Below are 20,475 nucleotides of genomic sequence, written 5' to 3'. Positions count from 1 at the left end.
CTGGGCTGAACGTTAGAAAAGGACGCCTCGGCGTTCACTGGTGGCGCGTCATTCTATCGGTGACCAATCTGGGCCGGGATCATAGGCTTCGATATCTGCGCTTAGGTCCAGCGTTTCGGGGCCCAGGTCAGCCTCGTAAACGATACCGTTCTCGCCCACGATGAACGAGTGAATGCCCGTCTCGCCATAATCCGCCGGAACCGCGAGCATCGCGTGACCGGCCACGAACCTGTCGCCGACCATATAAGAATAAGCGCCACCGGGGGCACTTGGCCCCTGCCCCTGCAAGATCGTGTAATAGTAGCCAAGAAACGGCTCGGCGTCGTAATCCGCTTCGCCGTCGCTCCATCCGGATGCCGCGGCCCTTGCAAGGGCTGCACCGACAAAACTGTCCTCATCCGGCCAGAATAGCCCGTTGCGCGCGCCCGGATCGGCAATGATGTTGCGTGCAAATTCCATGACACCGTCGCCGTCGTGATCGACCAGCCGGAACGCCGCCTGCAGATCAACATAGGCTTCGAGCAGGTCGATCACTTCCAGCTCGTTCAGGCCAATCTCGCGCGCGGCGACTTCTTCAGCGCCCGCTTCGATGTCGAATTGCCAAGCCTCTGCGCTGCGCAGGATCGGGATAGGGAAAGGCCAGCTATCCTCGCCCAAGAGGATCACAACCCCGTCGTTTTCAGGCTGAAAGCGATAGCCCTCGGCGTACATGGCCAGCACCTCACGCCGCCTTTGCTTGTCCTCAGCAGGATCGCCAGAGCCAATCAGATCTTCGGCTTCAGGCCCAAAAATGTCCAGAAGGGCATTGTGATCATCCGATCTGAGAGCATCCACAAACGCGTCCAGCGCCGACTGAGGCGTGTCAAATCGCGCGCCCTCGGACATTGCCAGACCAGCAGATGCGAGAAGAAAGAATACAGAAACAACCGCTTTGCGCATATTACCTTCTCCGTGCTCCCTTGGCCGCGTGTCCACGTTTCGACGCGCTTTTGGCCCTGTTACCAGAGGATTTCTTTTTCATGGCCGCGCCCTTGGCAGCAGATGGCTTCCGCTGAGTCGTCGCCGGTTTCTTGGCCTGAGGTTTCTTGACGCTTTGTGGCTTCTGCTTGACCGGTTTCTTGGCAGCGTCCGGCCTTTGCTTAGTGCGGTCAATGGCCTGCTGCTTGGCGGCGGCCCTGTCCCCGTCCACGTTGCCACGGTTCACCTTCGGCAGTTGCTTGTCGCCGCCACGGTTGGCCAAAGCACTTCCGGCGACGGCTCCGGCACCAGCGCCGGCAGCAACGGCAGCGGCGCGATCACGACTGATATCCGCCGCACCGGATTCCCGGCTTAGCTTGGCTCGCAGTTCATCCGTCCGCCCGTCCGGTCGGTTGACAGGTAAATCGCCGCGCCCGCCTTCAGGCCTTTTGTGATCCGATATCTTGTCGCGCGCCTGTTCTTTCCGCTCGGGGTCCGGAGTCCAACCGATATCCGTCCGGTCGCCCCGGCCAATCTCATTACCGATATTGATATTACCATCCACATCAATGTCGATGTCGGGGTTTCTGACGATGGGTTGACCGTTCCATCCACCACAATTCCGGCAGCCCCAGTAGTCATTCCAATCGTCATCGTCGTCAAAGATTTCGTCAATCAGGGCAACGGCCCCAAATGTCAGCAGCGCGGTTCCGATCACGTCCCCGGTCGAGGGACCGGTGTAGACGGTCTGCGGATCATATTGCGGGACATAAACCGTTTCCGTGTTCGTCGGCGTGATCACTACCGTTTCGTCTTCGGTCACCTCGACGGTTTGTTCCGGCCCCGAGACCAGCGCGCCACTGTCAATCGCCTGATCCCGCATGACCTGTACGGCGTCCAGCACATCATCGGACTGAGCCAGCATTGCCGTCCCCATAGTCTCGGTCCAGTCGATATGCGTAGCCATCTGCCCTACAACTTCGGGGAAGGCCGTTGCCAGTACGCTGACGGAAGGATCCCATCCCATGGCGTCGATCTCTGACTCCAGCTCTGTTGGATCGCGATCGGCGTTGTCCAGCAGGAACCGCTCGGCCTTAACGATCTCCAACGGTTGGGTGGCCGCCACGAAAATCTGGATGAGTAACGTGTCGGGATACAGCGCAACCGGCGCGACCAGCGTTTGCAGTTCGGCGTCGGTCAACAGGGTATCGTCGGTCTGCGCGTCCTGAGATGCCTCCTGCGCAAACACGGAAACCGGTGCGCAAAACCCGAGTAATAGGACAAGATATCTAAACATATTGCGATCCTTCAATTGAACCAAGGATCGCCCAAGTTAATGATTCTGGCAACAAATCCGCTTTTCGGCCGCCAAAACGAAAAAACCCCCACGCCTGTAGCGCAGGGGTTTCGTTCAGAAAGACGGGCTTTATTATTCTTCGTCTGCGGCTTCTTCAGCAGCAACGCGGGCTTTGTCAGCCGCACCTTTGGCGTCGACGTCACGATCAACGAATTCGATGATCGCCATCGGTGCCATGTCGCCATAGCGGAAGCCAGCTTTCAGGATGCGGACATAACCGCCCTGACGCTCGGCATAGCGGGGGCCCAGAACTTCGAACAGCTTTGCGACGTCCTTGTCTTCTTTCAGCTGTGCTGCGGCCTGACGGCGGGCGTGCAGGTCGCCGCGCTTGCCCAGAGTGACCAGCTTTTCGATGATCGGGCGCAGTTCTTTCGCCTTGGGCAGAGTTGTTTTGATTTGCTCATGCTCGATGAGCGAGCCAGCCATGTTCGCAAACAGAGCCTTACGGTGCTCATGAGTACGGTTCAGGCGGCGGTAACCACGTGCGTGACGCATTTTTCAATTCCTATCTTGCGTTTTGCTTTGTCTGGCCGGCGATGCGTGTCACCGGCTCTCCTTGGGGCGGAAGTGCCCATTTTGTCCCCGGCAGCCCGGGCATTGGGGAAGACGCGCTTAAAACGCGTCTTCGAATTTCTTCGCCAGATCTTCGATATTGTCGGGCGGCCAGTCCTCGACATCCATGCCGAGGTGCAGACCCATGCCGGACAGCACTTCTTTGATCTCGTTCAGCGACTTGCGGCCGAAGTTCGGGGTGCGCAGCATCTCGGCTTCGGTCTTTTGAATCAGGTCGCCGATATAGACGATGTTGTCGTTCTTCAGGCAGTTTGCCGAACGGACCGACAGTTCCAGCTCGTCTACTTTCTTCAGCAGCAGCGGGTTGAACTCCAGACCATCGTCCTCGTCCTGGCGGCCAGCCGATTCCGGCTCGTCGAAGTTGACGAAGATCGACAGTTGATCCTGCAGGATACGAGCGGCAAAGGCCAACGCATCTTCCGGCGTGATCGAACCGTCGGTTTCGATCTTCAGGGTCAGCTTGTCATAGTCCAGAACCTGACCTTCACGGGTCGGCTGAACGTCGTAGGCGACCTTCTTGACCGGCGAATAGATCGCGTCGATTGGGATCAGACCGATAGGCGCGTCTTCCGGCTTGTTCTTCTCAGCCGAGACATAGCCCTTACCGGTGTTGACGGTCAGTTCCATGAACAGGTCGGCGCCATCGTCCAGGTGGCAGATGACGTGATCGCGGTTCAGAACCTCGATGCCGGCGCTTTCGCTGATGTCGCCAGCGGTGACAACGGCTGGGCCTTTAGCATTGATCGACAGGCGCTTGGGGCCTTCGACTTCCATGCGCAGGGCAACCTGCTTGAGGTTCAGGATGATGTCGGTGACGTCTTCGCGGACACCTGCGACCGACGAAAACTCATGCAGAACGTTGTCGATCTGAACGCTGGTGATGGCCGCACCTTGCAGGCTGCTCATCAGAACGCGGCGCAGCGCGTTGCCCAGAGTCAGACCAAAGCCACGCTCCAGCGGTTCAGCGACCAGAGTCGCCTGACGCGCGGGGTCGTTGCCCGGTTTGCCTTCCAGTTGGGTCGGCTTGATCAATTCTGCCCAATTCTTGTGGATCATGTAATCCCTCCATTCCTGTCCGCGCCCCATGACCAACAAGGTGCAGACGCCCGAGGTTCAAAATGACGTGCTGGGGCCGTGCAAAAACACTGGCCCCAGCTCAATTCAAAATCGCTTAGACGCGGCGACGCTTCGGCGGGCGGCAGCCGTTGTGAGCAATCGGAGTCACGTCGCGGATCGACGTGATGTTGAAGCCCACAGCAGCCAGCGCACGCAGAGCCGATTCACGACCCGAACCGGGGCCCTGAACTTCGACTTCCAGCGTCTTGACGCCATGTTCCTGCGCCTTCTTGCCTGCATCTTCTGCAGCCATCTGAGCGGCGTAAGGTGTCGATTTCCGCGAGCCTTTGAAGCCCATGGTACCGGCAGACGACCACGAAATGGCGTTGCCCTGTACGTCCGAGATCAGGATCTTGGTGTTGTTGAAGGTCGAGTTCACATGGGCAACGCCCGATGCGATGTTCTTACGCTCTTTGCGCTTAACGCGAGTCTTGTCACGTGCCATCAGTCAGACCCTCCCTTATTTCTTCTTACCAGCAATGGCCTTTGCGGGGCCTTTGCGAGTACGAGCATTGGTGTGGGTACGCTGACCGCGAACCGGCAGGTTGCGGCGGTGACGCAGACCGCGATAGCAGCCCAGGTCCATCAGGCGCTTGACGTTCATCTGAACTTCGCGGCGCAGATCGCCTTCGACGGTGAAGTTTTCGTCGATGAATTCGCGAATTTTCAGAACTTCGGCATCGGACAGTTCATTGACGCGACGGGTCGCTTCAATGCCCACAGCGTCGCAGATCGCTTTGGCCGAGGTGTTGCCGATTCCGGTGATATATGTGAGGGCGATAGGTACCCGCTTTGCAGTCGGGATGTTTACGCCGGCAATACGTGCCACGTGTCACTTTCCTTTTCGTTGCGGTTCCGTAGCTCCAGAACCTTTTTTCACAACGCCTAACCGTGGCAGTGTCGCCAGAGGGCTCAGCATTTTATGATATGATCATGTGAACGGATTGCCCGCACACAATTCGATTCTCTTCCGAGATAGCGTCCAATAGTGTTGCGCGACCCGCGCGTCAAGCGCAGATCGCATATTGACCCCGAATTCATTCCGCAGGCTCGATTTCGGGGAAGGTCCAGGTCCCGTCAATCACTTCTGGCGCTGGTTGGTACAGGCGCACAGCATAGTTCCAGCCCTCCATGATCGGCAAGCAGTTCACACGGCCGTCTTCGCATTCACCGAAGTGCACGGTCAACGATCCATCCGGGTTGCGGTCGCCCGTCACCGAGTTGATCACATAGACACCTAGATCGTTCTCTTCAAAGAATCCGGCCGAGTTATACAGACTGACGGACCAGAATGCGCCAACCGGAACCTTGGCCGGAACGTCCAGCTTATAAGCCCCCAACGCCAGACCCGGATCGACGTTCAGATAAAAGGCCTGTGCCTCTGGCAAGCCACCCCAGCCAAACCCTGTTCCCAGCAGGTGCCGCACAGGGTCAACCTCGTCTTTCGCGCCGAATGTGCCAGTGCTGTCGGGAGAAAACCGCGCCAGTTCCAGCACCGCGCTCAACACCTTGTCAAAAGCATCTTTATCGTAATGCGCTTCGTCAAAAGGTCGCGCGGAATTGGCCTGAAGCGTTACCCCGTCCTGCAACGCGATCACTTCGGCAACATCCTCGGGATCCTCCGAGTTGACAAGATACCGAAACAGGAGTGCCACATAAGGCGTATCGAACTGATCAACAGTCAGCTCATAAGTACCGCCGCCCAGAAACACATCATTGACGTAGTGATCCTGATTGACTACCTGAACCGACACGTACCGATCACCGGATTCCGGCACAGTCAACACCGCCCCGTCCGAGATATCCACCACCGCCATACTATACAGCGTATCGCGGTTCATGCGGATAGTCGGTTGCATATCCAAGGGCGTCGGCTCGCGCACATGAAACAAAGCATTCACAGCGCCCGAATTTTCAAGATATTTGCGAAACTCGATATCTGTTGCAGCGCGGACAAAATTGTCGACGTTGACCGGCGTTGTATCCGCCAACGCGCCAAGGGCCAAACTGGTCAAACCCGATGCGACCGAGAGCATTCTGAGCAATTTCATCAAATCCATCTCCCAAAAAAAATGCGCGCGTTGGCAAAGGTGATACCTCGGCAAACACACGCATTCAATTAATTAGAGATGTTACCTTAGGACACCTGCGATCGCGCCCTGAACCTCATCAATTTCGCCCAAACCATCGACCCAGGACAGGTTGCCCTTGGCATGGTAATAGCCGATCAGCATCGAGGTCTTCTTGTAGTATTCCATCAGACGGGTCTTGAGGCTTTCCTCATTGTCGTCCGCGCGGCGTTTAAAGTCATTTTGCTTGCCGCAGTTGGTGCATTTCCCATCTGCCGGGATCGGTTTGGTGATGTCGTTATAGACCTCACCGCAACCAGCACAGGTCGACCGGGCCGTGATCCGCGCGACCAGAGCGTCATCGTTGACCTCCATCGCGATGACAGCATCCAGAGACTCACCCGTGCTGTCCAGCAACTCACCCAGCGCGTCAGCCTGGGCCAACGTGCGCGGGAAACCGTCAAAGATGAAACCACCTTTGGCACCCTGCTCCAGTTTTTCGCGGATCAGACCAATCACGATCTCATCCGTGACCAACTCACCCTTGGCCATCACTTCGGCCACGCGGTTGCCCATCTCGGTGCCGCTGTCCTTGGCCTCGCGCAGCATGTCGCCGGTGCTCAGCTGGACCATGCCGCGTGTTTCCACCAAGTGGCGCGCCTGCGTCCCTTTACCTGCCCCCGGGGGGCCCAACAAAATAATGTTCATCGACGAGCGGGTCCCTTCCTGCCGCGTTTCTTACCTTTACCGCGCAACTGGGACTTTTCAATAAGCCCTTCGTACTGGTGCGCCAGCAGGTGGCTCTGGACCTGTTGGATCGTGTCCATGGTCACAGAGACGATAATCAGAACCGAGGTGCCGCCGAAATAGAACGGGATGGCGAACTGGTTCCGCAGAATTTCAGGCAGCAAACACACCGCCGCCAGATACGCCGAACCCAGAACCAGAACGCGGTTGACCACATATTCCAAATATTCAGCGGTTTTCTTGCCCGGACGGATACCCGGAACAAAGCCATTCTGCTTTTTCAGGTTATCCGCCACATCGTCCGGTTTGAACGAAACGTTGAACGTATAGAAATAGGCAAAGAACACGATCATCGAAGCGAAGAACAACAGGTACAAAGGTTGTCCGGGGCCAAAGTTGGCCAGCAGCCATGACATGATCGGCCCGTTGGTTGCACCTGACGAAAAGGTCGAGATGGTCACCGGCAGAAGCAACAACGAGCTGGCAAAGATCGCCGGGATCACGCCTGCCGGGTTTACCTTGACCGGAAGGTGGCTGGAGCCGCCCTCATAGATCTTCATACCGGCCTGACGGCGCGGGTATTGAATGTGGATCTTACGCAAGGCGCGCTCCATGAATACCACAAAGGTAATCACGGCAATCACCATCACGATCACACCGATGATCACTGCAGGGCTGATCGCGCCCGAGCGGCCCGAGGCAAAGAACTGCGCCAGAGCAGCCGGAACTTCGGCAATGATGCCCACGAAGATGATCAGAGAGATACCGTTGCCGATGCCGCGTGCGGTGATCTGTTCACCCAGCCACATCAGGAACATCGTACCACCGACCAGCGTGATCATGGTCGACAGACGGAAGAACAGGCCCGGATCGGTTGCCAGATCGCCCGATTCCAGTGAAACGGCCAGACCATAAGCCTGTACGGTGGCCAGTGCCACGGTGCCGAAACGGGTATATTGGTTGATCTTCTTGCGCCCCTGCTCGCCCTCTTTCTTGAGCTGTTCGAGCGCGGGAACCATAGATGTCAGCAGCTGCACGATGATCGAGGCTGAAATGTAGGGCATAATGCCAAGGGCAAAGATACCCATCCGCCCAAGCGCCCCGCCGGTGAACATCGAAACCATGCCGCCGATGCCCTGCCCCGCTTGCTCCATGAACTCGCGCAATGCTTGGCCGTCGATGCCCGGAACCGGAATGAAGGTGCCCAGACGATAGACGATCAGCAATGCAAGCGTGAACAAGATGCGGTTGCGCAGATCGGTGGCTTTACCAAGGGCAGACCAGCTTGTGTTGGCTGCCATTTGTTCTGCTGCTGATACCATAAATCGGTCTCTCTTATGAAAACACCGCCCGGAACCGTTTTCCGGCTCGGGCGGCGTCTTGGAAAACTCTGAGGTCTATGTAAGCGGGTCTTGGCCCGCTCACAAGCGCTTACTCTGCCGCAGCGGCTTTTGTGACCTTAAGTGAGCCGCCCGCTTTCTCAACTGCTTCAACAGCAGACTTCGAAGCACCGGTGACTTCCAGGTTCACTTTGGCGCTGATTTCACCTTTGGCCAGAACGCGGACACCGTCCAGCTTTCGACGAACCAGACCGGATTCAACCAGTACATCTTCGGTGATCGCAGCTTTAGCGTCCAGTTTGCCGGCATCGACGAATTTCTGGATCAGGCCCAGGTTGATAACGGCGAATTCCTTACGGTTCGGCTTGTTGAAGCCACGCTTGGGCAGGCGTTGGTACAGCGGCATCTGGCCACCTTCGTAGCCATTGATGGCCACACCCGAACGGGATTTCTGGCCTTTGATACCACGGCCACCCATTTTACCCTTGCCAGAACCGGGACCACGGCCAACGCGGGTCCGTTTCGGTGCAGCGCCGGGATTATCGCGCAATTCGTGCAGTTTCATATCGCTTCTCCTTAGCCGGATGTGACCCCCGAAGCGTGATGGGCCAAACACGGCATTTCTTGGTTTTGATTCTCGTGGACGCAATGCCACCGGGGCGGGTTACAGCGTCGCGTTGCAGGATGCAAGTTTTGTTGTCCCCAATGTTCAAGATTTCGGGAAAAACAAACAAGCTCGCCCCCTAAAACCCAAAAGAGACGCCAAATGGCGCCTCTGGGTCAGGTCAACGGTCTGATCAGTTTATCAGCAGTAGACATGCTTTTGAGCGATATCGCGGATATCGCACCGACGCACACCGATATCGTTTAACTCACGATCCGACAGGCTTTGCAGCTCTGAATAGGTGCGGTTGTACTCGGCACGCAGGGTATAAGCCTCTTTGATGCGAGCGACGAGCGTTGCGATGCGGGCGTTCAGGCCAAAGCCTTCGCGGGTGTATGTTGCAGTATTTGCCATAGTTCATTTCCTTTCTAAGCCCGAAGCGAATTCCCCGGGATACTGATTGCGTTCCTGTTTGGGACACGGCTCAGATAAGGAGGGCGGGTATCGCTAACAACGGATGTTTCGGTCTATCCGCTATGCGTTGGGGGAATGGCGAAACAGGAGTATGTACACCGCGCTTAACGCGATGAATGTCCACTTGGCGGAAGGAAGCGGCCGTTAGTTGCACAGCTGCACAGGACATTGGAAGGAGTACTTTAGAGTTGAATAGTAACGTTTCTCTATCGACTGTTTCGCCTGGCACATTTTCGTAGCTCGAAAAATTGACGGGCTTTGGCCAATATTGTGAGCGAACGCGCGTGAAAATTTGCAAACCCATCGCTGAAGAATTGAGTGCTCGAAGACAAACCGAATGACACGAGCCTTCGGCTGTAACAAGATGACGGTGGAGGTGTAAGTTATGGCGGATGTTTTCGACCGCATTGCAGATTGGCTGCAAAAGCTGGCCTTTTTTGATGCTGATCTTGGTGGACTAGTCGAGCAGTTAAGTATCAGGCTGATCGATGGTGGCGTGCCGGTCACGCGTGTTTCCTTGGGCCGTCTGATGATGCACCCTGTAATTGGATTACTCGATGCAACGTGGGATGCATCGAACCATCGTATTGAATGGACCGTTCTTCCACGCAGCTCTGTAACGGCTGATCTTTTCGACAAAGCACCCTTCGGAGAGAATTCGAAATTGGCCAATGAGATTGCGAAACAGCACTTTAATGAGGAAGTTTGGGACTTGGCGGACGGACTTGCCAACGGCACAATCAAGTTTCCTTTCATGCGTGCAAATCTGACTGACCAAACGACCCGTGACAAATTTCCGCTATTCCGAAAACTCGCTGAAGCAGGTGTCACAGACTATGTCGTATGCAGTGCACCATTCGGCAATCGTACCGTGGTCTTTGACGGAAAGATGGAGTGGGCTTTGGGCGCGTCAGTGTCTTTTGCTACAAAGCGTCGTTCTGGCTTCACAGATCGTGAGGTAGATGGTCTGTCGCGGCTATCTTTACCTTTGCTTGGTGCAGCGCGTGTACTGTCAGAGCAGTTCTTGGCAGCTGAGTTGATGGAGGTCTATCTGGGCAAGTTGTCCGGGCGATCCGTACTGAACGGTCAAATAGCCCGGGGAGATGTCAGCATAATTGACTGTGCTCTATTGTTCAGCGATATGCGCGGCTCTACGGCTTTGAGCCAGCGCTTGTCTTCGGAAAAATATGTCGCGACGGTTAACCAATTCTTCGATTGTGTCGGTGGGGCGGTACACGATCACGGCGGAGAGGTTCTTAAATTCGTTGGCGATGGGTTGCTTGCGATCTTTCCTTTTGATGGTCAACGAAGACTACCCGAAGACATGTGCGAAGCAGCCCTGTCCGCGGCACGTGAAGCGTTCCAAAGGAATGAAGAACTTGATCCATCAGACCGTGCTGAATTTGGGGTTGGATTGCACACTGGGGCGGCTGTCTACGGGAATGTTGGCACTGAAAAGCGTTTGGATTTTACGGTAACTGGCCCATCAGTCGCGATAGCCAGCAGGTTAGAGGGCCTGACGCGAAAATTGGAGGCGCGGCTTTTAGCAACGGGTGATTTTGTGAACTTGGTATCTGAAGAGCCGAAAAAATTGGGGCGGCATTCTTTGCGGGGTTTTGAGGAAGACTTAGAAGTCTTTTCTTACGAAATTTTCACATAACGCTGAATTGCGTTAGGCGAATGGCAATCATTCGTTTAGGCGCGGGTACTGGAATGAAACCGGTCAGCTTTGACCTCAAAGCGGGCAAACATGATCGTAAGCATGAAATAAGCCCCCGCAAACAGCGGGGGCCTTTCAATTCTAAAAGAGGCTGCGCTTAGCCGCGCTCTTCGATGATCTCAACCAGATGCGGGATCTTGTTGACCATGCCGCGAACCGAAGGCGTATCCTCCAGCTCACGGGTGCGGTGCATCTTGTTCAGGCCCAGACCGATCAGGGTTGCGCGCTGTTCGGCGGGGCGGCGGATCGGGGAGCCGATCTGCTTGACGACAATGGTTTTTGCCATGGTACGCTACTCCTTACGCTTCGGCTTCAGCCGGTGCTTCGTCCCGCTTGGGCAGGATGTCGGCAACTTTTTTACCACGACGTGCGGCAACCGAACGCGGGCTCTGCTCTTTCTGCAGGCCGTTGATGGTGGCGCGGATCATGTTGTACGGGTTCTGCGAGCCCAGCGACTTGGACACAACGTCCTTCACGCCCAGCATTTCGAACACAGCACGCATCGGACCACCGGCGATGATACCAGTACCTTCTGGTGCGGTGCGCATAACCACTTTACCAGCGCCGTGACGGCCCTCGATGTCGTGGTGCAGAGTACGACCTTCGCGCAGCTGCACACGGATCATCTGACGCTTGGCTTGTTCAGTCGCCTTGCGGATGGCCTCAGGTACTTCTTTCGCTTTACCTTTGCCAAAGCCCACGCGGCCTTTCTGATCGCCGACAACCACCAGAGCGGCGAAGCCAAAGCGCTTACCACCTTTTACGGTTTTCGACACGCGGTTGATTGCGACCAAACGATCTGCAAATTCCGGTGCTTCTTCACGGTCGCGGCCACGGCCCCGACGGTTTTCACGTTCTGCCATTTGGCATCCCTTTTCTCATATGGCGTTTGTGACGCCGTTTTCTTCAATCGAAGTGAGCGTGAACGCCCCCCGATCATCGAGGCGAGATAACCCGCCTTCAGGTGCCGAAGCCGGGCTGAAGCCCGGCCTACAGCGATGTCGTAGGCAGGCCGGGCCTCAGCCCGGCGCACCATCAGATCTTCAAACCACCTTCACGCGCGGCGTCGGCAACTGCCTTCACCTTGCCGTGGAACAGGAAGCCACCACGATCGAAATAAGCCTCTTCGACGCCTGCCTTCTTGGCACGCTCGGCGATGGCCGCGCCCACTTTGGTGGCCGCTTCGACGTTGTTCTTGCCAACAACACCCAGATCTTTTTCCAGGGTCGAGGCTGCGGCCAGGGTCACGCCACGAACGTCGTCGATCAGCTGAACGCTGATGTTCTTGTTCGAACGGTGAACCGACAGGCGTACGCGGCCCGCGTTGACTTTGCGAAGTTTGTTCCGAACGCGCAGGCGGCGCTTCAGAAACAGGGTTCTTTTGCTGTTTGCCATTGTCTGCGTCCTTACTTCTTCTTGCCTTCCTTGCGGAAGATGAACTCGCCCTTGTAGCGGATGCCCTTGCCTTTGTACGGCTCGGGACGGCGCCATTCGCGAATTTTGGCCGCGACTTCGCCCACCTGCTGCTGGTCGATACCTTCCACAACGATTTCGGTCTGCTTCGGCGCGGTGATGGTCACACCTTCCGGAGCAGTGAAATCAACATCGTGGCTATAGCCCAGGTTCAGCTTCAGGGTGTTGCCCTGCATCTGAGCCCGGTAACCAACACCCTGGATCTCCAGCTCTTTTTTGAAGCCTTCGGTCACACCGGTTACCAGGTTGGCAACCATGGTGCGGCTCATGCCCCACTGCTGGCGGGCACGCTTGGACATGCCACGGGGGTCGATTTTGACCACGTTGTCTTCAACCGACAGCGTCACGTCGTCGGTGGCGGTGAAGCTACGGGTGCCTTTCGGACCTTTGACTTCGATGGTCTGACCCGACACAGAGGCAGTAACGCCGCTGGGCAGCTCGACCGGTTTTTTACCAATACGAGACATTGCAGACCTCCTTAGAAGACGGTGCAGAGCACTTCGCCGCCAACATTGTTGGAGCGAGCGTTTGCGTCCGACATCACACCTTTCGGAGTGCTGACAATCGACACGCCCAGACCCTGACGGACCTGCGGGATGTCATTGACGCCCATGTAGACGCGACGGCCAGGTTTCGAAACCCGCTTCAGTTCGCGAATGACAGGGGTGCCTTCGTAGTATTTCAGGCTGATTTCGATGGCCGGATGACCGTTTTCACCGGTCGTGTTTTCGTAGCCACGGATGTAACCTTCGTCCGCCAGCACGTCCAGAACCCAACCGCGCAGTTTGGATGCGGGTGTGGAAACGGTGGACTTGCCGCGCATTTGCGCGTTGCGGATACGGGTGAGCATATCGCCGATAGGATCATTCATATCTATGTCTCCCTTACCAGCTCGATTTCACCATGCCGGGGATCTGACCAGCAGAACCCAGCTCGCGCAGCGCGATACGGCTGACCTTCAGCTTACGGTAGTAAGCGTGGGGACGACCGGTCAGCTGACAACGGTTGTGCAGACGGGTAGCCGAGCTGTTGCGCGGCAGTTTCGCCAGTTTCAGACGCGCCTTGAAACGCTCTTCCATCGGCTTGCTCTCGTCATTCGCGATTTCTTTCAGCTCGGCACGCTTTGCGGCATATTTGGCCACCAGGCGTTCGCGCTTCTTCTCGCGTTCGATCATTGCTTTCTTAGCCATGTCTCAATCCTCCCGGCGCTTACGCGTTGAACGGCATGTTGAACGCTTTCAACAATGCCTTTGCTTCAGCGTCGGTTTTCGCTGTGGTGGCAATTACGATATCCAGGCCCCAGACCTCGTCGACCTTGTCGAAATCGATTTCCGGGAACACGATGTGCTCTTTCATGCCCATGGCAAAGTTGCCCTGACCATCGAAAGACGGCTTAACACCGCGGAAGTCACGAATACGCGGCATCGCGATTGTGATCAGACGATCCAGGAATTCGTACATCCGGTCACCGCGCAGGGTCACTTTCGCGCCCAGCGGCATGTCTTCACGGACGCGGAAACCCGCGATCGACTTCTTCGCCTTGGTTGCAACAGCCTGTTGGCCAGCAATTGCAGTCAGATCTTCGACAGCAGCTTTCGCTTTCTTCGAGTCCTTGACCGCCTCAGCACCACAACCGATGTTCAGAACGATTTTGTCCAGCTTGGGCAGCTGCATGTCGTTCTTGTAACCAAACTCTTCTTTCAGAGCGGCACGGATGGTCTCAACGTACTGAGCTTTCAGACGCGGGGTGTAGGTTGCGGAATCAAGCATCGATCACGTCCCCTGTGGTCTTGGCGAAGCGGACCTTCTTGTCACCTTCCATGCGGAAGCCAACGCGGGTTGCTTTGCCGTTCTTGTCCAGCAGCGCCAGATTCGACAGTTGGATCGGGTTTGCCTGGGGCAGACGACCACCTTGCGAAGTTTGCGACTGACGGGTGTGACGGATGGCAATGTTGATGCCTTCGACAACAGCTTTACCGGCTTTGGGATCAACCGAGGAAATGGTTCCCTCTTTGCCCTTGTCCTTGCCGGCCAGCACGACGACCTTGTCGCCTTTGCGGAGTTTAGCAGCCATGATTACAGCACCTCCGGAGCCAGCGAGATGATTTTCATGAAGTTCTTGCCGCGCAGTTCACGAACAACGGGGCCAAAGATACGTGTACCGACTGGCTCGTTGTTGTTGTTCAGGATGACGGCGGCGTTGCGATCGAAACGGATCGCGGTGCCGTCTTCGCGACGGACTTCCTTGGCGGTGCGCACGACGACGGCCTTACGGACGTCACCTTTCTTTACGCGGCCGCGCGGGATGGCTTCCTTCACCGAGACGACAATGATGTCGCCGACGGAGGCGTATTTACGCTTGGAACCACCCAGGACCTTGATGCACTGAACTCGGCGTGCGCCGGAGTTGTCAGCGACATCCAGATTGGTCTGCATCTGGATCATGTGGTTTCTCCCGACCTGTGGGGGCTGGTCTAGTTAGATCCCCCAGGGTTTCGACAAATGGGAAAATCCCGGAAACTTACGCTTCCAGAACTTCCCAACGTTTCGTCTTCGATTTCGGCGCGCATTCGATGATGCGGACTGTGTCGCCGACCTTGAAGGCGTTCTTTTCATCGTGAGCCCGGTATTTCTTGGACTTACGGATGGTTTTCTTCAGAACCGGATGCGTAAAGCGGCGCTCGACGGATACGGTTACGGTCTGTTCGTTGGCGTCGCTGGTCACGGTGCCTTGCAGGATACGCTTGGGCATCTGATTACTCCTCGGATGCCGCTGCAGCGGCCTTTTCGTTCAGAATGGTTTTGACACGGGCAGCATTGCGGCGAGCCGCTTTGATACCAGCAGTGTTTTCCAGCTGACCGGTTGCCTGTTGAAAGCGCAGGTTAAAGCTTTCTTTCTTCAGGTTGGCCAGTTCCTCGCGGAGCTGGTCCGGGGTCTTGTCACGCAGTTCTTGGGCGTTCATCGCCTTTTTCCTTTGCTCAAAACACCAGAAGGCCCCCTGACAGGGTCACCTTGGACCTGGTGGATGAATGATAGACATACGAATCGCCCGACAACGCCGGGAGATCGCAGGATGCCGCCGTATAAGGGTTTGGGGGGTGCGTGGCAAGAGGAAGTTTGGCGGAGCTGCGTTAAGTTATCACGATCTAAATTGATCAGCCCGCGCGCGCCTTAAAGGCCGCCCACGAGACATAGAGTGCCACAGTCAATATCATCACCCATAAACCAACTTCAAATCTTGGCAAAAGATGCAGATGCGACCGCCACAAGGCTGCCAAAAGGCTCTCTTTGAATTTCCATCCAGAGCGGCGCAAAGTGATCAAGTAAAGAACGAGAAACCCACCCCAGAAAAACGGCGAACCAGCACTCACGGCCTCGCCGATGCAGGAGTCACTCCCACTTGTAGTTAAAGCTGACACTGATCCGCTCTTCCTCGGCCATGTTCATCGGCACCTCGTGGCGCAACCAGCTTTCCCACAGCAACACGTCCCCGACTTGCGGCTTCATGTAAATGAACGGCTGCAAATCCCGCCGACCACCTTTGATCCGCGTCGGCGCAGCCATCATGCGACCCGAACGCGGGTCTTCCAGTTTCAGCGCGCTCGCCCCTTCGGGCATCGCCACATAGGTTGTGCCCGAGATGACGCTGTGCGGGTGCAAATGGCTGGAGTGCATGCCGCCCTCAGGAAGGATGTTGATCCACAGGTCTTCCAGCTTTAGCTCACCCTCGCCCAGATCAAACTCTAGATCCTTGGCAAAGGACGCCACGTGCTGATCCAATGCGGCGACCAGATCGGCAAAGATCGGGAACCGCCATGGTAGGTCGGTAAGCGAGGCGTAACTTGTATAGCCGGGATAGCCGTTTTCCTCGCACCATTCCTGCCCGGCCTCATCATCCTCGGCGATGACAATGCACGAGCTTTCCAACTCCTCCGCGTCGATCTTGGGATCGAACTCGGACAAGGTTGCGCGATAGAGACGGGTAACGAAGAGTGATTCAATCTGTGCCATGTCCCGGCTATAGCCCAGCCGGGACGCAAGCGCGAGACCAGCCGCCCCAGAAAAGCGGCTGGTCGGGTGCCTTAAAAAAAGTAGCGCAGCCAGATATAGACGTTGGCGATCATCAGGGTCAGGATCATGATTGGAAAGGCCATGATCGCGAATTTGACAAAACCGATCGGCTGTTTGGCTTTCTCGGCAAAGGCCGCAACGGTCAGGTTCGCGCTGGCGCCCAACAGGGTCCCGTTGCCACCCAAACAGGCACCCAGAGCAAGCGACCACCACAGCGGCTCGATCGCATCCGGGCCGCCGAATGTGTCAGCGGTGGATTCAATCAGCGGGATCATCGTGGCAACAAAAGGGATATTGTCCAGAATGGCCGACAGAATGCCCGACGCCCAGAAGATGAAGAACGCGGTCCACATCATGTCACCTTCGGTCAGTTCCAGCACCTTCTGGCCGAAGAACTCCAGCAGCCCCACATGCTCGACACCTGCGACAATCACGAACAAGCCACCGAAGAAGAAAATCGTGATCCATTCGACCTCACCAAAAATATGGTGCACGGACTCGGATTGTTCTTCACCGCTTTGGTGACCGTAGGCTAACAACATCAACAACCCAGCCCCAGCCAGCGCGGAAGTCCCCGGTTGGATGCCGTAACCATGGCCAAGCGTAAAGCCCAGAAGAACCAGCGCCAGAACAGACAGGGATTTGATCATCAGGCGAACGTCCGTGATCGCCTCGTCTTCGTTGAACCGCATGATCTTTTCGCTGGCCGACTTGGGAATGGCGGCCAGAGTACGCCGGTTCATCAGGTAAATGATCCCGGTCAGCACAACCAGACAGATGGCTGATATCGGCGCCAGGTTCACCACGAATTCATTGAAACTGAGCCCGGCGGCCGAGCCGATGATGATGTTGGGCGGGTCACCGATCAAGGTCGCCGTCCCTCCAACATTCGACGCCAGAATTTCGGCGAAGAAAAACGGAAATACAGGCGTATCCAGCGCGTCCGTGATCAGCAAGGTTATCGGGGCAATCAGCAGAACGGTCGTCACGTTGTCCAGCAGAGCAGAGAAGACCGCGGTAATCAGGGTCAGCATGATCAGGATACCCGTAGGGTTGGCCTTGACCACCTTGGCCGCCTTGATTGCGACGTACTGAAACAAGCCGCTCTTACTGGTGATACCCACAATCACCATCATGCCGATCAACAGGGCCAGGGTGTTGGCGTCCACCCCTGCCACGGCCTGTTCCTGATTAATGATGCCAAAAAGCACCATCAATGACGCCCCCAGCATGGCCAAAATTGCGCGATTAACTTTTTCGGTAATCAGGACAGCATAAACAGCAATCAGAATACCGGTGGCGATCCAAAGGGGATCAATTCCCAACAGTTGAGGGACAGAGAACGCGTGTTCTCCGTGCGAAACGGAATGGTTGGTCAAGGGTCTGATCCGGTATTTAGGGGTTAACTTAGCGCGTGTTCAATCAGCGAATTGGGGCTGACTGTGCCCACAAAACGATTGGTATCGGGCTCAACAAGGAAGACGTGGCGCTTGAATTTGTGGATCAGGAAAATGCCTTCCATGACCGGAGTATCGGGCGCGGTCACTGGAATATTTGCGGGTTCAGACATGTGATCCCCGACCCGTTCTTCGTTCAGACGCTTAATCTGCTCTCCGAAGTCCTCTTTGGTCAGGTCCATGAAGCTGAGATTTGCGATCGGCACACGGGCCGTTTCAGAGCTGACGCCAATCCGTGCGGCTTGAGGCAAGATCATCTTGATGAGCGTTGGAGCGGTAAACACGCCCTGAAAGCTTCCGTCGTCGGAAACCACAGGCAGGAACCGGGCCCGGCTGTCGCGAATGATCTCGAACGCCTTTGCGACGGTATCATCGGGATGGATTGTCTTCTGAATTTCTGGGGGGACCATGACGTCCCTGCAAGTAAGGCCCATTCGTGCTCTCGGTCTTTCAACGGGGTGGCAAAGCCAGGATATCATACGCGCTCAAACCAAGTTAAGGGATTGAACTGCCCAAGCTTTGATCGGGAATAAGTGTGGGGGCTTCTTTTCACCAGATCAGGGGATTTTGCACCCCTGAGCTGCATGATTTTTGCAATGCCGGTATTGAATTTCGGAAACAACACACTGGTCGCTCATCGCAAACAGCTAAAACGAAAAAGGCCCCCGCCGAGCGTTCGGCAGGGGCCATGTTCTTTGGGTTTCCCCAGACTGTTTACCAGTCTTCGCGAACCACGACGCGGGTCTTGATCGGCAGCTTCATCGCGGCCAGGCGCAGGGCCTCGCGGGCGATGTCGTCATTGACGCCATCGATCTCGAACATCACGCGGCCAGGCTTGACTTTGCAGGCCCAGCGGTCGACCGAACCTTTACCTTTACCCATACGAACTTCGATCGGCTTGGCCGTGACCGGAGTGTCGGGGAAGATGCGGATCCAAACACGACCCTGACGCTTCATGTGGCGCGTCATGGCACGACGTGCAGCTTCGATCTGGCGTGCGGTTACACGCTCAGGCTCAAGAGCCTTCAGGCCGTAGGTGCCAAAGTTCAGATCAGAGCCGCCTTTGGCGAGACCCTTGATCCGGCCTTTGTGCATCTTGCGGAATTTAGTACGCTTTGGTTGAAGCATATCTTTCCCTCCTTAGCGACGACCGCCACCAGCACCACGAGGTGCAGGGCCGTCCTGGAGTTCCTGTGCTTTACGGTCACGTGCCTGCGGATCGTGCTCCATGATCTCACCTTTGAAGATCCAGACCTTGATCCCGATGATCCCGTAGGGGGTCAGCGCTTCGGCATGTGCGTAATCGATGTCGGCACGCAGGGTGTGCAGAGGCACGCGGCCTTCGCGGTACCACTCGGTCCGTGCGATTTCGGCGCCGCCCAGACGACCAGCGACGTTCACCCGGATACCCAGGGCGCCCATGCGCATGGCGTTCTGAACCGAGCGCTTCATGGCGCGACGGAACGAAACACGACGTTCCAGCTGCTGAGCGATGGACTCGGCAACCAGCTGCGCGTCAAGCTCGGGCTTGCGCACTTCGACGATGTTCAGGTGCAGTTCGCTGTCGGTCATACGAGCAAGCTTTTTGCGCAGAACTTCGATGTCCGCACCTTTCTTGCCGATGATGACACCGGGACGTGCGGTGTGGATCGTAACGCGGCACTTCTTGTGCGGACGTTCGATGATCACACGGGCAACACCGGCCTGCTTGCACTCTTTGTTAATGAACTCACGGATTTTGAGGTCTTCCAGCAGAAGATCACCGTAGTCCTTGGTGTCGGCGTACCAGCGGCTATCCCAGGTGCGGTTGACCTGTAGGCGCATGCCGATCGGATTTACTTTATGACCCATTAGGCTTGCTCCTCAACTTGACGCACCTTGATGGTGATCTCCGAGAACGGCTTCATGATCTTGCCGAAACGACCACGGGCACGCGGACGACCGCGCTTCATGACCAGGTTCTTGCCAACCCATGCTTCGGCGACGATCAGCTCGTCAACGTCCAGGTTGTGGTTGTTTTCAGCATTCGCGATTGCGGACTGCAGGCACTTCTTGACGTCCTGCGCGACACGCTTGTTGCTGAAAGTCAGGTCGGTCAGAGCCTTCTCAACTTTCTTGCCGCGGATCATTTGCGCAACCAGGTTCAGTTTCTGCGGGCTGGTGCGAAGCATACGGGTTTTCGCCATTGCTTCGTTTTCAGCCACGCGGCGGGGGTTCTTTTCCTTGCCCATGACTTACTTCCGCTTCGCTTTTTTGTCTGCGGCGTGGCCATAATAGGTACGGGTCGGCGAGTATTCACCGAACTTCTGACCGATCATGTCTTCCGAGACGTTGACGGGAATGTGCTTCTGGCCGTTGTACACACCAAAGGTCAGACCCACGAACTGGGGCAGAATGGTGGAACGACGCGACCAGATTTTGATGACTTCGTTGCGGCCCGACTCGCGCGCTGCTTCGGCTTTTTTCAGCACGTAAGCATCGACGAAAGGACCCTTCCAAACAGAGCGAGACATAGA

The 20,475-nt window shown here is 56.3% G+C and carries 30 protein-coding genes; 1 reads left to right on the top strand and 29 read right to left on the bottom strand.

The window, feature by feature from the left end; genetic code table 11:
* Window positions 1–48 precede the first annotated feature (48 nt).
* From GOV87_RS06340 to GOV87_RS06290, 11 genes are all read right to left on the bottom strand, one after another.
* The gene (locus GOV87_RS06340; RefSeq protein ID WP_171211200.1) at window positions 49–939 is read right to left on the bottom strand and encodes a DUF2950 family protein; all 891 of its coding nucleotides are present in this window, start codon (window positions 937–939) and stop codon (window positions 49–51) included.
* A 1-nt stretch (window position 940) separates the two neighbouring features.
* Window positions 941–2,254, bottom strand: coding sequence for a DUF3300 domain-containing protein (locus tag GOV87_RS06335; protein WP_171211199.1), 1,314 nt, complete (start codon window positions 2,252–2,254; stop codon window positions 941–943).
* Window positions 2,255–2,386: 132 nt separating this feature from the next.
* Window positions 2,387–2,809, bottom strand: a complete 423-nt coding sequence (rplQ, locus tag GOV87_RS06330; RefSeq protein WP_039538314.1) for a 50S ribosomal protein L17 — start codon at window positions 2,807–2,809, stop codon at window positions 2,387–2,389.
* A 117-nt stretch (window positions 2,810–2,926) separates the two neighbouring features.
* Window positions 2,927–3,943 carry a DNA-directed RNA polymerase subunit alpha gene (locus GOV87_RS06325; RefSeq protein WP_058276312.1) on the bottom strand — a complete coding sequence of 339 codons (1,017 nt, stop codon included), beginning with the start codon at window positions 3,941–3,943 and terminating at the stop codon, window positions 2,927–2,929.
* Window positions 3,944–4,058: 115 nt separating this feature from the next.
* A complete protein-coding gene (rpsK, locus tag GOV87_RS06320; protein ID WP_008757289.1) occupies window positions 4,059–4,448 on the bottom strand; it encodes a 30S ribosomal protein S11 in 390 nt (129 codons plus the stop codon).
* 15 nt (window positions 4,449–4,463) lie between these two features.
* Window positions 4,464–4,832, bottom strand: coding sequence for a 30S ribosomal protein S13 (rpsM, locus tag GOV87_RS06315; RefSeq protein ID WP_171126038.1), 369 nt, complete (start codon window positions 4,830–4,832; stop codon window positions 4,464–4,466).
* A gap of 208 nt (window positions 4,833–5,040) precedes the next feature.
* Window positions 5,041–6,054, bottom strand: a complete 1,014-nt coding sequence (locus tag GOV87_RS06310) for a DUF1214 domain-containing protein (protein WP_217360795.1) — start codon at window positions 6,052–6,054, stop codon at window positions 5,041–5,043.
* 81 nt (window positions 6,055–6,135) lie between these two features.
* The gene (locus GOV87_RS06305; protein WP_171126036.1) at window positions 6,136–6,780 is read right to left on the bottom strand and encodes an adenylate kinase; all 645 of its coding nucleotides are present in this window, start codon (window positions 6,778–6,780) and stop codon (window positions 6,136–6,138) included.
* A complete protein-coding gene (secY, locus tag GOV87_RS06300; protein WP_171126034.1) occupies window positions 6,777–8,141 on the bottom strand; it encodes a preprotein translocase subunit SecY in 1,365 nt (454 codons plus the stop codon). Before secY ends, GOV87_RS06305 begins: the two co-directional genes overlap by 4 nt.
* Window positions 8,142–8,250: 109 nt before the next feature.
* Complete coding sequence (gene rplO / locus GOV87_RS06295; protein ID WP_171211198.1) at window positions 8,251–8,724, bottom strand: 50S ribosomal protein L15; 474 nt, start codon at window positions 8,722–8,724, stop codon at window positions 8,251–8,253.
* A gap of 240 nt (window positions 8,725–8,964) precedes the next feature.
* On the bottom strand, window positions 8,965–9,177 hold the full coding sequence (locus GOV87_RS06290; RefSeq protein WP_171126031.1) for a DUF1127 domain-containing protein: 213 nt from the start codon (window positions 9,175–9,177) through the stop codon (window positions 8,965–8,967).
* A 445-nt stretch (window positions 9,178–9,622) separates the two neighbouring features.
* On the opposite strand from GOV87_RS06290, the gene GOV87_RS06285 reads away from it, so the two are divergent.
* Window positions 9,623–10,897, top strand: a complete 1,275-nt coding sequence (locus GOV87_RS06285) for an adenylate/guanylate cyclase domain-containing protein (RefSeq protein WP_171211197.1) — start codon at window positions 9,623–9,625, stop codon at window positions 10,895–10,897.
* Between the two features lie 157 nt (window positions 10,898–11,054).
* On the opposite strand, the gene rpmD is transcribed toward GOV87_RS06285, so the two are convergent.
* The 18 genes from rpmD to rpsS all read right to left on the bottom strand — a co-directional run bounded on the left by rpmD (window position 11,055) and on the right by rpsS (window position 20,472).
* Window positions 11,055–11,243, bottom strand: coding sequence for a 50S ribosomal protein L30 (gene rpmD / locus GOV87_RS06280; RefSeq protein ID WP_074736195.1), 189 nt, complete (start codon window positions 11,241–11,243; stop codon window positions 11,055–11,057).
* A 13-nt stretch (window positions 11,244–11,256) separates the two neighbouring features.
* Window positions 11,257–11,820 carry a 30S ribosomal protein S5 gene (gene rpsE / locus GOV87_RS06275; protein ID WP_170356677.1) on the bottom strand — a complete coding sequence of 188 codons (564 nt, stop codon included), beginning with the start codon at window positions 11,818–11,820 and terminating at the stop codon, window positions 11,257–11,259.
* Window positions 11,821–11,992: 172 nt separating this feature from the next.
* The gene (rplR, locus tag GOV87_RS06270; protein ID WP_170356678.1) at window positions 11,993–12,352 is read right to left on the bottom strand and encodes a 50S ribosomal protein L18; all 360 of its coding nucleotides are present in this window, start codon (window positions 12,350–12,352) and stop codon (window positions 11,993–11,995) included.
* A gap of 11 nt (window positions 12,353–12,363) precedes the next feature.
* Window positions 12,364–12,897: a 50S ribosomal protein L6 gene (gene rplF, locus GOV87_RS06265; RefSeq protein WP_170373361.1), complete on the bottom strand. Its 534-nt coding sequence runs from the start codon at window positions 12,895–12,897 to the stop codon at window positions 12,364–12,366.
* An 11-nt stretch (window positions 12,898–12,908) separates the two neighbouring features.
* Complete coding sequence (rpsH, locus tag GOV87_RS06260) at window positions 12,909–13,301, bottom strand: 30S ribosomal protein S8 (RefSeq protein WP_155148687.1); 393 nt, start codon at window positions 13,299–13,301, stop codon at window positions 12,909–12,911.
* A gap of 13 nt (window positions 13,302–13,314) precedes the next feature.
* On the bottom strand, window positions 13,315–13,620 hold the full coding sequence (gene rpsN / locus GOV87_RS06255) for a 30S ribosomal protein S14 (protein WP_010437098.1): 306 nt from the start codon (window positions 13,618–13,620) through the stop codon (window positions 13,315–13,317).
* A 19-nt stretch (window positions 13,621–13,639) separates the two neighbouring features.
* On the bottom strand, window positions 13,640–14,200 hold the full coding sequence (gene rplE / locus GOV87_RS06250) for a 50S ribosomal protein L5 (RefSeq protein WP_171126026.1): 561 nt from the start codon (window positions 14,198–14,200) through the stop codon (window positions 13,640–13,642).
* Window positions 14,193–14,504 (bottom strand): 50S ribosomal protein L24, encoded by a 312-nt coding sequence (gene rplX / locus GOV87_RS06245; RefSeq protein WP_170356681.1) that lies wholly within the window; start codon window positions 14,502–14,504, stop codon window positions 14,193–14,195. The genes rplE and rplX overlap by 8 nt, the downstream gene beginning before the upstream one ends.
* Before the next feature lie 2 nt (window positions 14,505–14,506).
* Window positions 14,507–14,875, bottom strand: a complete 369-nt coding sequence (gene rplN / locus GOV87_RS06240) for a 50S ribosomal protein L14 (RefSeq protein WP_008757934.1) — start codon at window positions 14,873–14,875, stop codon at window positions 14,507–14,509.
* Between the two features lie 76 nt (window positions 14,876–14,951).
* A complete protein-coding gene (rpsQ, locus tag GOV87_RS06235) occupies window positions 14,952–15,182 on the bottom strand; it encodes a 30S ribosomal protein S17 (RefSeq protein WP_068340771.1) in 231 nt (76 codons plus the stop codon).
* Window positions 15,183–15,186: 4 nt separating this feature from the next.
* A complete protein-coding gene (rpmC, locus tag GOV87_RS06230) occupies window positions 15,187–15,393 on the bottom strand; it encodes a 50S ribosomal protein L29 (protein WP_010437082.1) in 207 nt (68 codons plus the stop codon).
* A 428-nt stretch (window positions 15,394–15,821) separates the two neighbouring features.
* Complete coding sequence (locus tag GOV87_RS06225; RefSeq protein ID WP_171126024.1) at window positions 15,822–16,442, bottom strand: 2OG-Fe(II) oxygenase family protein; 621 nt, start codon at window positions 16,440–16,442, stop codon at window positions 15,822–15,824.
* A gap of 71 nt (window positions 16,443–16,513) precedes the next feature.
* Window positions 16,514–17,881: a sodium:proton antiporter gene (locus tag GOV87_RS06220; RefSeq protein ID WP_217360794.1), complete on the bottom strand. Its 1,368-nt coding sequence runs from the start codon at window positions 17,879–17,881 to the stop codon at window positions 16,514–16,516.
* Window positions 17,882–17,904: 23 nt separating this feature from the next.
* Complete coding sequence (locus tag GOV87_RS06215) at window positions 17,905–18,369, bottom strand: HPP family protein (RefSeq protein WP_171211196.1); 465 nt, start codon at window positions 18,367–18,369, stop codon at window positions 17,905–17,907.
* Window positions 18,370–18,673: 304 nt separating this feature from the next.
* Window positions 18,674–19,087 (bottom strand): 50S ribosomal protein L16, encoded by a 414-nt coding sequence (gene rplP / locus GOV87_RS06210; protein ID WP_058283513.1) that lies wholly within the window; start codon window positions 19,085–19,087, stop codon window positions 18,674–18,676.
* A gap of 12 nt (window positions 19,088–19,099) precedes the next feature.
* Complete coding sequence (gene rpsC / locus GOV87_RS06205) at window positions 19,100–19,810, bottom strand: 30S ribosomal protein S3 (protein ID WP_171211195.1); 711 nt, start codon at window positions 19,808–19,810, stop codon at window positions 19,100–19,102.
* On the bottom strand, window positions 19,810–20,190 hold the full coding sequence (gene rplV, locus GOV87_RS06200) for a 50S ribosomal protein L22 (protein ID WP_039538267.1): 381 nt from the start codon (window positions 20,188–20,190) through the stop codon (window positions 19,810–19,812). Before rplV ends, rpsC begins: the two co-directional genes overlap by 1 nt.
* 3 nt (window positions 20,191–20,193) lie before the next feature.
* Window positions 20,194–20,472 carry a 30S ribosomal protein S19 gene (gene rpsS, locus GOV87_RS06195; protein WP_005980699.1) on the bottom strand — a complete coding sequence of 93 codons (279 nt, stop codon included), beginning with the start codon at window positions 20,470–20,472 and terminating at the stop codon, window positions 20,194–20,196.
* Between the last annotated feature and the right edge of the window lie 3 nt (window positions 20,473–20,475).

The organism is Ruegeria sp. HKCCA5426, assembly GCF_013034585.1.
Lineage (GTDB): Bacteria > Pseudomonadota > Alphaproteobacteria > Rhodobacterales > Rhodobacteraceae > Ruegeria.
Note: the sequence above shows the minus strand (reverse complement) of the source record. Positions and strands in the feature narration are given on the sequence as shown.